The sequence below is a fragment of the Sphingobacteriales bacterium genome (assembly GCA_016719635.1).
Lineage (GTDB): Bacteria > Bacteroidota > Bacteroidia > Chitinophagales > JADIYW01 > JADJSS01.
Genome location: JADJYT010000004.1, coordinates 341,516 through 356,792 on the forward strand (window position 1 = coordinate 341,516; position 15,277 = coordinate 356,792).

General features: G+C 43.1%; 9 protein-coding genes and 1 tRNA gene. 7 read left to right on the top strand and 3 right to left on the bottom strand.

Annotated elements, in window-relative coordinates:
* Nucleotides 1–115 precede the first annotated feature (115 nt).
* The 6 genes from rseP (at nucleotide 116) to IPM95_10415 (ending at nucleotide 11,015) form a co-directional block, all read left to right on the top strand.
* Nucleotides 116–1,492 (top strand): RIP metalloprotease RseP, encoded by a 1,377-nt coding sequence (gene rseP, locus IPM95_10390; GenBank protein ID MBK9329698.1) that lies wholly within the window; start codon nucleotides 116–118, stop codon nucleotides 1,490–1,492.
* Between the two features lie 128 nt (nucleotides 1,493–1,620).
* Nucleotides 1,621–1,699, top strand: a tRNA-Leu gene (locus tag IPM95_10395).
* A gap of 46 nt (nucleotides 1,700–1,745) precedes the next feature.
* Nucleotides 1,746–2,678: a hypothetical protein gene (locus IPM95_10400; GenBank protein MBK9329699.1), complete on the top strand. Its 933-nt coding sequence runs from the start codon at nucleotides 1,746–1,748 to the stop codon at nucleotides 2,676–2,678.
* A 79-nt stretch (nucleotides 2,679–2,757) separates the two neighbouring features.
* Nucleotides 2,758–3,306, top strand: a complete 549-nt coding sequence (locus IPM95_10405; GenBank protein MBK9329700.1) for a hypothetical protein — start codon at nucleotides 2,758–2,760, stop codon at nucleotides 3,304–3,306.
* Nucleotides 3,299–8,929: a T9SS type A sorting domain-containing protein gene (locus IPM95_10410; protein ID MBK9329701.1), complete on the top strand. Its 5,631-nt coding sequence runs from the start codon at nucleotides 3,299–3,301 to the stop codon at nucleotides 8,927–8,929. The genes IPM95_10405 and IPM95_10410 overlap by 8 nt, the downstream gene beginning before the upstream one ends.
* Nucleotides 8,930–9,143: 214 nt before the next feature.
* Entirely contained in the window at nucleotides 9,144–11,015 is a 1,872-nt protein-coding gene (locus IPM95_10415) for a hypothetical protein (GenBank protein MBK9329702.1), read from the top strand.
* A 42-nt stretch (nucleotides 11,016–11,057) separates the two neighbouring features.
* Here IPM95_10415 and IPM95_10420 read toward each other — a convergent pair whose 3' ends face one another.
* A complete protein-coding gene (locus IPM95_10420; protein MBK9329703.1) occupies nucleotides 11,058–12,128 on the bottom strand; it encodes a rhodanese-related sulfurtransferase in 1,071 nt (356 codons plus the stop codon).
* A gap of 107 nt (nucleotides 12,129–12,235) precedes the next feature.
* On the opposite strand from IPM95_10420, the gene IPM95_10425 reads away from it, so the two are divergent.
* Nucleotides 12,236–12,985, top strand: a complete 750-nt coding sequence (locus tag IPM95_10425; GenBank protein MBK9329704.1) for a PorT family protein — start codon at nucleotides 12,236–12,238, stop codon at nucleotides 12,983–12,985.
* A gap of 33 nt (nucleotides 12,986–13,018) precedes the next feature.
* On the opposite strand, the gene hemB is transcribed toward IPM95_10425, so the two are convergent.
* Both hemB and IPM95_10435 read right to left on the bottom strand, forming a co-directional pair.
* On the bottom strand, nucleotides 13,019–14,002 hold the full coding sequence (hemB, locus tag IPM95_10430; protein MBK9329705.1) for a porphobilinogen synthase: 984 nt from the start codon (nucleotides 14,000–14,002) through the stop codon (nucleotides 13,019–13,021).
* An 87-nt stretch (nucleotides 14,003–14,089) separates the two neighbouring features.
* Nucleotides 14,090–15,034, bottom strand: coding sequence for a phosphoribosylaminoimidazolesuccinocarboxamide synthase (locus IPM95_10435; protein MBK9329706.1), 945 nt, complete (start codon nucleotides 15,032–15,034; stop codon nucleotides 14,090–14,092).
* Nucleotides 15,035–15,277: the final 243 nt, after the last annotated feature.

Below are 15,277 nucleotides of genomic sequence, written 5' to 3' on the forward strand. Positions count from 1 at the left end.
CCAATAACGCGTAACATTTTGTAATTTTGCGCTTCATTTTAAAACTAATAACGACGAGTTTGCCTTTGGAGTGATTTTCCACAGAGGCTTGTCACCATTATAAATCGTACAAAAAATGTTATTATTCTCCATAGGACCTACCGCTACAAAAGTAATTTTGCTCTTACTAAGTTTGTCAATTTTGATTTTATTGCACGAAATGGGGCACTTTATACCATCAAAGATCTTTAAAATTAAAGTACACAAGTTTTACCTGTTTTTTGATTTCCTTTTCCCTTTTTCCAACATAGGTAATTTTGCCTTGTTCAAAAAGAAAATCGGCGATACGGAATACGGCCTTGGCTGGTTTCCATTTGGCGGGTATGTGCAGATTGCAGGTATGGCAGATGAAACACAGGATGCAGAAGAACTGAAAAACAGTGAACCTCAGCCCTGGGAATTCAGAAGTAAACCGGCCTGGCAGCGAATGATTGTCATGGTAGGCGGCGTAACGGTCAACATGATCTTGGCGATGGTTATCTTTACAGGATTGCTGTGGAAATACGGGGAAGAATTTCTGCCGATGAAAAACATGACCAATGGGGTTATGATTGTGGATTCCCTGGGATATCAGATGGGGTTACAAAACGGAGATAAAATTTTACGGATTGATAATGAAATGGCCGGTAATTTTGAAGAGTTCCAGAAGGACCTGATTCTGAACGATGCAAAAAATATTACAGTGGAACGCAACGGTGCAGAAGTGGTTTTGCCGCTTAAGGACGGCGTTTTATCGGCAGTTATCAAACAGAAGAAAGCCAGTTTTATTTTACCGAGAATACCCGGCGTCGTGGCGCAGGTACAGGATGCATCCGGTGCTGCAAGGGCAGGGATGAAGTTGGGGGATAAGATTACCGCTGTCAATGATATGCCGACTCCTTTTTATGACGAAGTAAAAAAAGCAATTACTGAAAATAAAGGAAAAACCATTAAGGTCACGGTGGAAAGAGAGGGTAAATTGGTTGAACTGAGCGGCGAAGTTTCCAAGGAAGGTCTGTTTGGATTCGGTTCTCAGGCCTATTCTGAATTACTCAAGACCGAAAGAGTGAATTACAACTTCGCAGCGGCTGTTCCGGCAGGTATTGAAAAATCTTTCTTTACATTGGGTAATTATTTCAAAAGTTTGAAGATGTTGTTTACTTCAAAGGAAGTAAAAGTAAAAGACAGTTTAGGGGGATTTATTTCCATTGGCAAAATGTTTCCGGATACGTTTGACTGGGAACATTTCTGGGTACTGACCGCCACCATTTCAGTGATTCTGGCATTCATGAATATTTTGCCGATTCCTATGCTGGATGGAGGATATGTCGTCTTTTTACTATATGAAATGGTGCGTGGCAAGCCGCTTCCGGACAAAGTTCAGCAGTATGCGCAGAGTGTGGGGATGTTCATCATCTTAGGCTTGTTGTTGTTTGCAAACGGTATGGATGTGATCAGGGCCATATTTAGTTAAAATAAATTTCAGCCTATCATTTGAAATGCAGCTTTTTTCATTAAATTTGCATCCCGTTCTTTTGAAATTGGTTATTAGTTGAATGTCATAAGGTTCATTACTTCCTGGTAACTTCTTTTCTCAGGCGCGCCGAAGTGGCGGAATGGTAGACGCGCACGACTCAAACTCGTGTACGCAAGTGTGTGGGTTCGAGTCCCACCTTCGGTACTCTTTAAGGCATCCTGCGGGATGCTTTTTTCTTTATCATAAACAGATGCGATACCGTTTTCGAAATATATTGACGCTTATTGTTTTGTGCAGTTTCTATCTAAATGCTTCTGCAAAATACCCGATAAAACCGATGCCTTCGGATACGGTACTGAGATTTATATCCAATTTCGGAAAAGATTCCCTGCTGCATTTGCTGGATAATCGAATTGAAAGAGCCGTCCGCTTTTTTAACGAAACTAAGTACGAAATTTATGAACCACTGCCTATTGCTCAGTTTATCGCTGTCAATGATTGTTATGATTTGGGAATCGATTTGTCTGAAAAGAGTAGTATCAACAGGAATGGTTTTTTTAAAATGTACGGTAATGAGTATTACCGCACAGATTCCCTGCGCTTTGCAGTACGGAAAATGAGTGATAGCCTGCCGGATTTCAACAGCCTTTTTTTTCAACATATGAAAGATGATATGACAAAGGTAGGATTTGCCGTTTTCTGCGATGTCATACCTTTTTCAAAAAATAATGCTGATTCAGCGTACAAAAGATCTTTCGGTTGTCCTGCCTACGAAAAACTAAGCATATATTTCATGTTTACGGATTTGGCACGGAATTGTCCTGAGTATATTAGCGTGACGCAAACGTACAGGGAAGATTTATTCGGCCGGTTGTATGACAAATACAGTTTTAAAAGATTGATTGGATGGTGCAATAAAACAGGCATATCCGCCGTGTCTGACAAAACGAAAATTTATAATTCATATGTTCTGACTGCATACGGATTATATGCAAACGATATTACGTTAGACCAAAGATCGGATAATCTGTTTTACCTGTTTGCCTTGCAGAAGGAACTGCACGGCGACTGGCCGGCGCATTATACTTCCAATGTGCTGGTTCATGATGATTATTCCACATTTTATGCTTTATGGGCATTGGTTCAGTTTAGGGAAAAGCTGGCAAACTGGCAGATTCGTTAAATTTCACGGAATGAATTGAAGATTCCCTAAATCTTTTACTTTTTTCAATTATTTTACTTAATTTTAAGTAAAGTATGACATGAGTAGAATTTTACAATCTATCTTATCTGTATTTATCTTTTTTGTTTCCGTAGTTTCCTTCGGACAGAATGGTTATTGTGGTCAGGAAAATCTTCACAAAAACGGTGAAACACCTTACGATTCCGTTTACTTTGAAAATATGATGAATGCATACGTTAATGCAGTAAATCATAAGAATATCAAAATACTGAACCCTTATCTGTTGTCTGAGCAGGAATTTAAAGATATCATTGAATTCAACAGACGTTACTTTCCTCAATGCCTGAGTACCATGGATACCACTTATAAGTCCGTAACATTTATGACCATATACAATAAATTTATAGAAAGGGATATTACCATCAATAAACTTACCGTTGTTGAATCCAGATCTTCATTTTCGTGCAGTAACGGAGAGTTGAAAAAAATACACTGTGATATAAACTTTAATAAAAGAGACATCAATAACGGGATGTCCAGGATTATTTTATTAACAGCCAAAACTTTATCTGGTGATTTTAAAATCGGAATAGAAGTTTGTGAATCTAAACTTTTCACCAATGATTAGACTATACAAAAATGGTGCCTTCGGCATCCTGATGCTTTTTTTGATGACTTTGCCTCAGCATCTCTTCGGGCAGATGTATAATGACGGCGGCCTGCGGCTCAGGGTTTGGGCACATAAGGTATGGTCTGCTGCCAACTGCGGTGATATTGGTGATCAGGAATATAACATTCAGGATATCCAGGCACGGGTCCGAGATGCTGCCGGTACCGGGTATATTACCTCCCCCAGCGGATTCAATGCGGCTTTCTGGGGGGCGGAAAACCGGTTTTACTCATTTAATCCCAACCAGATGAATAACGTAAATTCGGCCGGTCTGCCTTTAGAGGCAGAGGGATATAAGATGCTCGATATAACGTATTCCGGTTCTCAGGTACCAGTAGAATTTCAGGTCTACCTGGGGAAAGCATTTGAAGACGATTGTTACGGCGATATTTTATCCTGCTACCAGGGTGCACCGCGTCAGTATGATGAGTGTTGCTGTCTGTTTGGGGTCTGCGCATTAGGAGATGATTATTTTGCAGGCTCCGCTGGCTGGACTGCAGTTAATTTCCGGGGAGGTAACAATGGTGCAGTCAGTTACACGCTGCCGGTTATGCTCAGCTCAGGTGGTGAGCACAGATATGCGGTGGTATTTGCATACAGATGGGATTGGTCACCGGCATTGAAACCACTGTGCGCTTCACTTCCAAACTATAAAGACGGTAATATTACCGTTACGGCTGATTTAGTCGGTGTATTTAATGATATGGATTGGGATGGCGGTACATGCGGCATTGCTATTGGCGGCGCTGAAGACTTAAGGGTAAAGGTTTTAGCTAAGGACAATATTACTGCCGGCTTTCCTTCATTCCCTACCGGGCCGGGTTCGGCAGTAAAGATTTCGCAGGATGTTCCCGGTTATAATACGTTTGCAGCTGTAAATATTTTTAATAAAACATATACTACTGAAACAAATTTCTCTGCTTTAAATTTAGCATGGGATCTTTTTGAAGAAGACGGATTTTATTTATCCATCCTGGGTTTTGGAATTTCCTGTGGTACGGATGATAATTATGAAGGGTCTGATTATTCTTTTCCCTGGTTTTGTATCAACAGCGATGATGCGCATAATGTAACACGAACCGGCGGACCTGGTGGAACGGTGAACACCGGCTATACCATCAACTGGCGCGACAGCCCGCCGAATACCTATAACTATGTTGAAGTTCCCGCCGTTATAAGCGGATCATCCTATCGGAACTGGATGCTGAAGATACGCTATCGATGGACCATCAGTGCACCTACGGTATCTATCGTCACCACAGACTTACACGCCTGCAGGGGTACTACCCAGTCATTAACGGCTACCACTGCAAATGCAACCTATTTTCAGTGGCAGGTGGCTGATATAAATGGATCCGGGACAGGAAACTGTCCTGCAGGTGCAAACTGGACTAATGTTTCCGGTGCAATTTGCCCAACCATTACCTTTCCGCAAACACTCGGAACCAGGACTTACCGATTAATCGTATACAACAGAAACGGAAGTGGCAGCACTACCAGCTCCGGCTCAAGATATGATTCAGCAGTTTCCAATTGTGTTAGGGTTACTTATTTCCCCTATACTCCGCCAATAGTTTCCACTGCATGCGGACGTTCCGTACCTTCCGGAAATGCTGTTAACTTCTCGGTTCCGGCTATTCCGGCACTGAATGCGATAGGCGATGCATTAGCGGGCTGGCAGTATAATTGGAGCATATCCCCGACAACAAATGTTGCACCTACTTCGGCCACAAATTCCAGTACATTTTCACCTACGTTTGCCGCCGCCGCCGCCGGTACCACCTATACCGTCACTTTAACGGTAGTTGATCCGTGCGGGGCGATTTCCGACTCAACAACAACTTGCACATTTACAGTAACGACACCTTCCTGCGATTTGCTTTATGTTGCACCGGCAGCTAACGGCGGAAATGATGGCAATGCCGGTACGGCAACCTCCCCCTATGACACCATCACCAATCCACTGGCAAATATTTCCGGTTCCAGAAATCATATTCGTATAATGGGTGGGGCGACCTATAGTGAAACGCAGTGGTTATTACCTGCTAATGCAATTATTGACGGTGGTTGGGAAATAGTGAATTTAGCTTTAGGAGAGTGGCGGAAAAATTCAAGCCTTACAACAACAGTTAATTTAAACCCGGGAACACAAAATAACGGCTCGGTGGGTTATCATCGCGGAATAATTTCTAATGGTAACAGCTGGCTGTTACAGGATTTAACGGTAAATGTAAAGGTCTCGACACCTGCAACAGGACAATACCTCAATAAGGGTTACACTGTTTACGGTTTTTATATAAACGGCAATACAGGCTGGGAAATAAAAAGGTCCACAATCAATGCCGGCCCGGGTTCTACGGGTGCTGCAGGTACTACACCATCGGGATCCGGAGGTTCCGGAGTTGGTGGCGGTGCTGGTGGCGGTGGTGGTAATGGCAGCACTTCAGCCTGTGGCTGCGGAGCCTGGGGTACTTCATCGGGAGGTTTAGGCACCTCCGGCAATGGCGGAGCAAGTGGCGGAACAGGTGGCGGAAATTGCTGTGGAACAGGATGTAATGTTGCAGGATGTGATGCAAATGGATGTTATGCCGGAAATGGGAATCCAGGCAATGGTGGTGGAGTAGGTTCAACAAACTGGGCGGGAGGCAACAGGCCTGCCAGTCCGGGTGTAGCCAGCCCCTATTTTATTCCTGCAGGTCAGTCAGCAAGCGGCAGTAATGGATTTGGCGGCGGCGGCGGCGGCGGCGGCGGCGGCGGCGATTATGGAACGTGTTGTACGTGCAGTCCATGTCCCAGTGGTTTTTATTATGGCGTTACAGGAGGAAGAGGAGGTCACGGCGGGCTGCCCGGTTCGGGGGGCTGGGGTGGTGGTGGCTCTTTCGGTATATACATTGTAGGGAATGCCGCAGGGACTTTGAGTCAGTCTGTATTTAATGCAGGAGCTGTCGGATTGGGAGGTAACGGAGCAGTCGGGCAGCCGGGAGAAACCGGATTAGGGCCATATTCCGGCGGCGGTTCGGGTGGGTGCAATGGAAGTCAGGGTAGCGGCGGCGGCGGCGGTAAGGGCGGTAACGGCGGCCCTGGCGGAAGAGGCAGGGACGGCGCTAATGGCATAGCACAGGGAACAGTTAATCTGGCGACAACGCCTGCAAATATTGTAACAGTAGCCGTTGGGGCTTCCGGGGCTGGTGGTCCAAATGCAGTTGCAGATTTCTTAAGAGCAACCTATAATAGAGGTTGTACCAACTCAGTCATTACTTTACAAAAAGCGGCAGGCAGCGCTCCGCCAAGCGGCGCGTTTGATTTTACAGTCATGGGTTCTCCAACACTCATTAATAATGAGTCACCAAATACGACCACTTACGCCAATGTGACCGGTGCATCGACCTTAGAGGTAGTATATAGCTCAGCCGGAGGCTGGAAAACAATGGATTTAACGACCATTAACCCCTGGCAGTATTTTATAAGAGTTTTGGAAACAAGACCGTTGCCAACTATCTCTGTTGCAAAAAAACGCATTTGTTCCGGAGATAATACCTCTTTTACAATTACGTCCAATAACCCCAATCAGGATTTTGCGGGAAATGCATCGGATTATGAATGGAGATGGAGAAAATATAAAGATGGCACTATCCGCACTTCCCCGATTCCTGCGTGGACCAACGGAACAGGAGCCGGAGCAAATACAATTGCACCAACTAATGCTACGTCAGATACCATTACCTATTTGATAGCAGCCAGGGTAAAAGATAAGTGTTGCGGCTGGTCCGGATGGGTATATGATTCCGTCGTAGTTTTCCCGCCTATTTCACCGAATAACACGTTTACAGTTTGTGCAGGTTCTCCGGCCAGTGGCTCAGATGTATGTTTGACAAGTGCTTCACCATTATGCGTAAATGCTCCGAGTGGTGGCTCAACCTATTCATTTATTACCATATTCTACAGATATTCTACTGATAATGGAACAAGCTGGTCTGCATGGAGTACAACCCGACCTACCAATATTACAAAAGCTATCGGTACAACGATTGTTCAAACGATGTCAGCCATAGGTTCATCCATTAGTGTAGTTGGGCTGGGAAATTGTGATACTGCATATTCAATTACACAAATTACCTGGAATATCAACGATACAGTTAACGCAAATGCAGCATTGGTGGATGTTTCCGGCTGCGGTAATCCAAATGCCACGGCTACCCTTCAGGCAGCTTCACCTGCAGTCGGTTCAGGTCAGTGGACATTGGTCACTTCTTCTGCAGGTGTTACATCCAATCCGGCAATGCCAACTTCAACGCTGGATGTGAGTGTGGATATACCATTTGGCGGAAGTGCGACATATAAATGGAAAGTCGTCAATGGGGGGTGTTCTGATTCAATATCTATTCCGATAACAGCACCTTCCGTTTCCAACACTATCATTACGGATAATTCCGATTTATGTTATACCTGTCCTATTCAGAATGGAAATACCTATACCTATTATGATTATGAGGGGAAAATAATTTGTACCATTGAAGATTTAACAGGAGGCGCTTATTCTGCATCTGCTTTAGGTGAAACAGAGGTGTGTACTCATATAAATACGTATACACCAAGAACATGGACAACCGCCTATCCATCAGATTCCATGCCGTATCTTCAAAGATGGTGGTCCGTCAGTCCGGAATTTCCACTTGGCAGACATGCAAGGGTAACGTTATACTTTAAAGCACCGGAGTATGCTTCTTTGCTGGCAAAAGCAGACGGTGGATCCTATAATTTTGCGAGTATCAATGAATTAAGGGTTTCTAAATTCCCGGGCGGCGGCGGTGGTACCTATTCCGGACCAAACGGCAGTACAACCATTCATACACCGGGCGGTCAGATGCTGCCGGCAGGACAAGGGTATTACGGGGGAAATGCGACCTGGACAACTCCTGTCTTTTCAACCTACGCCGGAAATGGAACGGATTATCAGGTACAATTCATCGTAGATACATTTTCCACTTTCTATATCCACCCGGTAAGATTCCCATACGAAGTGTTGCCGGTAGAACTGGTGTCCTTTACCGGAATACATATCGGCGATAAGAACAGGCTGGACTGGATGACGGTATCAGAAAAGAATACATTTAGATTTGTGGTGGAAAAAAGCTTAGATGGGATTAACTGGTTTTATGTAGGTGAAAAACCTGCCGCTGGAAACAGTGCAACTACACTTCGCTATGATTTGTTTGATTATTATCCGGTAGCAGGAAATAATTATTACAGATTGAAAATGATAGACATGGATAGTACGTTTGAATACTCGAATATCATTAACATTCCAATTGCCACTTCTAATATAACCGGTATTATAGGTGTATTCCCTAATCCGACATCACAGGATATCACTATTTTGATATCTTCCAGCAGCAGTCAGAATGCTGCTATAGCTATTTATGATGTATTGGGTAAAGTGGTTAAAACGACAACTGTAAGTTTGTTGACGGGTGTTAACAGCAATACGCTTAATCTAAGTTCATTGGCGAATGCCGCTTATATGCTGGTGTTAACGGACAAAAACGGAACTGAATATAAATACAAGATTGTGAAACAATAATCATAATCATAATTATTTATTAATGTAAAGGGCTGCAGGGTTATTATTGCAGTCCTTTTTTATGTAAGACTTTAACGGAACGAAGTGAATGGAAATTGAACATCAGCAAAAAATCAAAAAAGACAATCCTGTTTATTTTCCCGTAATGAGTATCTTGAGTTAATAAATGGCAGTCAGCACGATTAAATAATACAAAGGCTTTTACAGATACAAGATGGCTACAAATAAAAAATCTACATTAAAGAAACGGCAATATCCTTCATCTGTCCTTATGTCTGATGTAAGTAATCAAAAATCAATATACCATATCTGCAGCGGCACATACTTTCATTACGGATTATTGATATTGTCCGGTTTTTTACTGTTTGGTTACACCGTTACGTTTGATTACGGACTGGATGATGAGTTTATAGTGTCATCTATCAGCCAGGCTGGTCCGGGTTTCAACGGACTTCTTTTTATCTTTAAATCCTGGTTTGCAAGTGCAGATTACCGGCCGGTTACCTTAGCATCCTTCTGGCTGGAAAGATTTTTCTTTAAAGAAATGAATCCATCCGTTTCTCATTTTCTCAATGTGATGATTTTTGTTTTTTTGCTGACCCGGATTTACAAATTCATCGTAATCAGCAGGATGATCGGGGATGTGAATAGGCTGAAGATAGTTGCCTTACTGACCGCCGTATTTTTTCTTGTCCACCCCAATCATGTGAGTGTGGTGGCAAATATCAAAAGCCGTGATAATTTATTAAGTATGACCTTTGGGCTGATGGCTGCCATTCAGCTGATTACGGCTTTCGACCGCATTCAGTATCAAAGAATATTTGTTGCGCTTTTACTGATAGTCTTAGGGCTGCTTTCAAAAAGGGACAGTTTTGTTTTCCTGATAGTACCCGTGCTCGTGCTGTTTTTCTTCAGAAATCAAGGTGTAAAAAAGTTGCTGATTATTTCGTTGCTGAGTTTCTTCCTGCTGATAGTTTCAGCGTATGTAGTAAATGATTTAACGTCTAATCTAGATACGAATTTGAATCGCAGCTTTTGGGGGTTAGATGAGAATCCATTATACCAAAATGATACATTCTATAACAGGATTTCACTTGCCCTGACCTCTTTGTTTTATTACATAAAATTCCTGTTTATTCCCTTTGGCTATTACTTTTACTTCGGGTACAATCAAATTCCGCTTACTTCTGTCTTCTCACCGATGAATATAACCGGTATGGCAATTGTCTTAGTGCTCTTCATATTCAGTATCCGATTTTATAAAAAAAATAAGGTTTATCTATTCTCCATGTTGTTCTTTTTTCTGTCTATCGCGTATGCGTTAAATTTTATCAGCCCGGTTGCGGGTATTGTCATGGATCGCTATAATTTTATTGCATCAATGGGATATTGCATGGCGTTGTCAGCAATCATAACGGATATGCAGCAGTCGGATTACTGGCGAAGGTTGGTAAAGCCGGTCTTTATTGTTTTATTGGTTACTTATGCAGGATGTACAATATACAGAACCACGGCATGGAAAGACAGATACACGTTGTTCGACCGGGACTTGAAACATCTGACAAGGTCTGTAAACGCAAACCGGATTGCAGCGGGTACCTATATTCATTTTGCGTTACAGGAAGAAATGAAATCATCCTACGACAGAAGCCTGACGGATAGTTTCATCAATAAGGGAGAACGGTATGCATTGCTTGCCGTAAAGGCGAACCCGTTATCCGCACAGTCCTGGGAGCATGTGGGTCTGTGTGAATTATACCGGAGAAATGACAGCACTACGCTGGAGATTTTCAGGAAATGTTACCGGTTGGATTCCTCCTACCTGTCTGGTGTGAATTATTTGGGATTGGCATTCTGGAATCTCGATCAGATAGATTCTGCCGCTCATTATTTTAAGTTTGTTATACAACGGGAAAAGATTTTCAGTTATTCTGCCAACAATCTGATAAATATGTACATGCAGCGAAGCAGGCATAGGGAAGCAGATAGTTTGCTTCAGTATCTGGAACGAAGATTCCCGAATGATGTAGGTCTCAAGCGGAAACAGGATGAATTGAAAAATCATCCGGTACCTTTCAGCAGATAATGGATGTGATAGACTGGCATAACCTGAATAATTCAACTCAGATCATTCATCGGCATACAGTGAAGATGCCTGCATATCAGCAGTTGATTTTTTAAAGGTCAACTGTTCTCCCCGTCCTTTCTTGAATACTTTGCGGCCCGGATTCAACCCTTTGCGCAAGGCTCGTCTTTCTTCTTCCGGTAAGGAGACGATGCTCATGCAGTCTTCACAACAGCAACCTTTGTATTTTGCTGTACAGGATTCACACTGGATGAATAGCAGATGGCAGGCCTCGTTTTTGCAATTGGTGTGTGTGTCCGCGGGCTCACCACATTGATGGCATTGGGCAATAACTTCATGTGAGATTTTTTCTCCCAAACGTCTGTCAAAAACAAAATTCTTGCCACGGAATTTATTCCTTAAACCTAGTTGCTGTACCTGTCGTGCATATTCAATGATGCCGCCGTTCAACTGATACACCTGTTTAAACCCGTTATGTTTTAACCAAGCGCTTGCCTTTTCACAACGGATGCCGCCGGTACAGTACATCACCACCGGTTTATCCTTGTCGTTTTCCAGCATATTGACTACCAGAGGCAGCTGTTCCCTGAAAGTATCCACATCCGGCGTAACGGCATTCTCAAAATGCCCGATTTCGCTTTCATAATGATTGCGCATATCTATCAGAATAGTATCCTCCTGATCGGTCAGTCCGTTAAATTCTTCAGCGTTGAGATGGATGCCGCAGTCACTCGAATTAAAGGTGTCATCATCCAGTCCGTCCGCCACAATTTTTTTGCGTACCAGTATTTTTAATTTGGAAAATGATTTTCCGTCATCATCGATGGCATAGTTCAGGCGTATACCTTTCAGAAATGGATAGGAGTACAGATGTTCGATAAACGCCGTCTTGTTATTTTCAGGTAAGGAAATCTGTGCATTAATGCCTTCGCGGGCGATATATATTCTGCCTAAGACATCCAGGTTGTTCCAGGCCAGATACAGTTCATCCCTCCATAATGAAGGTTGTTCCGTTTTGGCGTATTTATAAAAGGAGATGGTAATGCGGTTTTCGCTGTTTTCCAGAAGATTTTTCTCCAATATCCGCTTGTCTACCCTGTTCCAAAGTTGCATGCTTTGTATATTTGGGTTAAATAATTTTTACAAAAGTAGTACAATTAAAAGGTTTTTTGTAATTTAACGTCGATTTTATAAATCAATACAAACAAAAACTAAATAAGATGAGAAAATTACTGGTTATTATTTTGCTGTTAGGAACATTTATAAACCATTCAGAGGCGAAAATTCAGGCAGGTATCGGCATTAATGTGGGTCCCAATTTCGGAAGGATGAACAATGAGTTTTTGAAAGGTAAGTTATCTACAGCCGGTGGTACACTCAGTTTTGTTCCCGGAGTACATGCAGCCATTCAGGGCAGGATATGGATAAATAAGTTTGTAGGGGTAAATCTAGGTATTGAATTCAATATGGGTGGAAGCAGCTACACAAAATATTCAGGTGCAGGAAATGTCATCAGTTCCAATAAAACACATAAAGAAAACCAGCTGACCATTCCTGTAACCATTATGGCTGGTTGGGGAAATCAGCGATTGAGAGTATTTGCCAATGCAGGAGGTTATTTCGGTTACAATATCAGCGGTACAGATGTCAGAACAATCAACAATAATGGTTCTGTTCAGCCTAAAGTAAGTGAAAAGGCAGATTATAAAGAAGTTTATAATAATATCGACGCAGGTGTCAGAATGGGGGCAGGTATTCAGGTATATGTTTCCAAAGACCTGAGAAGCAGTGTAACCTTTGATATGAATTATGATTTTGGATTGGTGAAAACGTTCAGAGGTGCGGTTGATCCGTTTTATAATAACTCTACCAAATTAAAACTGTACAACTCGAAATTTAATATCGGTGTTGGTTACATGTATACGTTTGGTAAAAATCAGGCGGAAGAGCAACCGAAAACAGGTCTGTAATTCATTCAGTCAGCAAATGTAAAAAAGGGAAAGTTACACTTTCCCTTTTTTTATGTGATTCAGCGCATAATCTTTTGAACCATAAGAGATGATAACATCAGCACCTGCACGGCGTATGCTCAACAGCGTTTCTTCTAAACATTTAGAATAATCCAGCCAGCCGTTTTTTGCTGCCGCCTGCAGCATGGCATATTCACCACTCACATGATAGGCGGCAATGGGAATCGGAAAATTTAGTTTCAGTTCGTGAATGATATCCAGATAAACTGTGGCCGGTTTTACCATCAGGAAATCTGCACCCTCTTCAAAATCCATGGAGGCTTCCAGCATGGCTTCCCGTTTATTGGCGGGGTTCATCTGGTAGGTTTTCTTATCACCCGATTTGGGTGCCGAATCCAACGCATCACGAAACGGTCCGTAAAATGCACTGGCATATTTAGCCGTATAACTCATGATGGATGTGTCTGTAAATCCTTTGGCATCGAGCGCATCTCTGAGATAGCCTACACGTCCGTCCATCATGTCGCTTGGCCCGATGATATCTACCCCGGCGTTTGCCTGGGCAATTGCCATCCTCGCTAAGATGGGTAAGGTTTTGTCGTTTATAATTTTTCCGTTTTCAACATATCCGTCGTGTCCGTCACTGCTGTATGGATCCATGGCGACATCGCTGATCAGGCAGCATTCCGGAAACTTTTTTTTGAAGGCAGCAATCGCTTTGAGGTAGAAATTTTTTTGAGAATAACTGTAGCTGGCTGTCTTATTCTTTAATCCGTCATCGACGGCAGGGAATAATATAAAGGAGTACACACCCGCATTCATACATATCTCTATTTCTTTCAGGGCATTATCTATGCTAAGCTGAGACATGCCGGGCAGCGACTTTATCGCATTCTTCTTATTTCGGCCATCCGCTAAGAATAAAGGTTGTACCAGATGTTGCGGAAGTAAGCTGGTTTCTGCTGCCAGTGCGCGTATGGCAGCACTCTTTCTGTTTCGGCGAGGACGTTGTAACATACTGCAAAAATACAAATAAATGTCAGTACCGGGAACAGATGAATATAAATTGTCGATGTGAGCATTTTTTGAGAAAGAGCGGATGTATCAGACTAATTTCTCCAGTGCCAGTTTAATCGACTTTTCCATGTCTTCCAAGATATGAGTCGTATTGAAAGGAACAAAAGGGTTGCCTAAAATATTTTCATACAACTCAATATACCGGTTGGAAATATTGGATACAATTTCTTCCGTCATTTCCGGCACTGTTTGTCCCTCTTTGCCCATGAAATCATTCGCAATCAGCCATTCGCGCACAAACTCCTTGGAAAGTTGTTTTTGCGGTTCACCTTTTTCGAGGCGTTCTTCATATCCTTCGGCGTAAAAATAACGGGAAGAATCCGGCGTATGGATTTCATCCATCAGGTAGATGGTGTCGCCGATTTTCCCGAATTCATATTTGGTGTCCACCAGTATCAGTCCGCGCTCTTTGGCCAGTACCGTCCCTCTCTGAAAAACGGCATGCGTGTATTTTTCCAGTTGCGCATACTCTTCTTCCGGCACAATTCCCTTAGCGATGATTTCCGCCCCGGATATTTCTTCGTCGTGCCCGACTTCCGCCTTGGTCGTGGGGGTGATGATGGGTGTCGGCAGTTGCTGGTTTTCCTTCAGGCCATCCGGCAGCTGTACGCCGCAGATTTCGCGGATACCGTTTTTATAGGCGCGCCATGCCGAGCCGGCGAGATAGCCGCGAATGACCATTTCCACCCGGTAGGGCTCGCACAGTTTGCCGATGGTCACATTCGGATGCGGCACATCCACCACCCAGTTGGGTACAATATCGTTGGTTTTGGACAGATGGTAATTGGCGATTTCATTCAGGATTTGTCCTTTGTAGGGGATGGGTTCAGGCAGTACCACATCAAATGCGGAAATGCGGTCGCTGACAATCATCACGAGGTAACGGCCGTCAATATTGTAGACATCCCGGACCTTTCCTTTGTAAAAACTCTTTTGCCCGGGAAACTGAAAGTGTGTTGCGCTGATGGCCATACGGAATGGGATTGAATGGCACAAAGGTACGAAGTAAGACAGCAGTATCTCTGACAATATTTCCACAGCAGCTGTCTTTTCAACAACAAATTATTTATTGAGGTTGGCAGTTTACCTTCAAGCGAGCGTAGCGACGCTATCTCATAAACTGTCCGGTTACCTTTGCTGCTCACCTTTGTCTGGCCGTATGGAAAGAGTTTCATATATCGTGTGAATGAAAGAAACTAACCTTTGATTGGATAA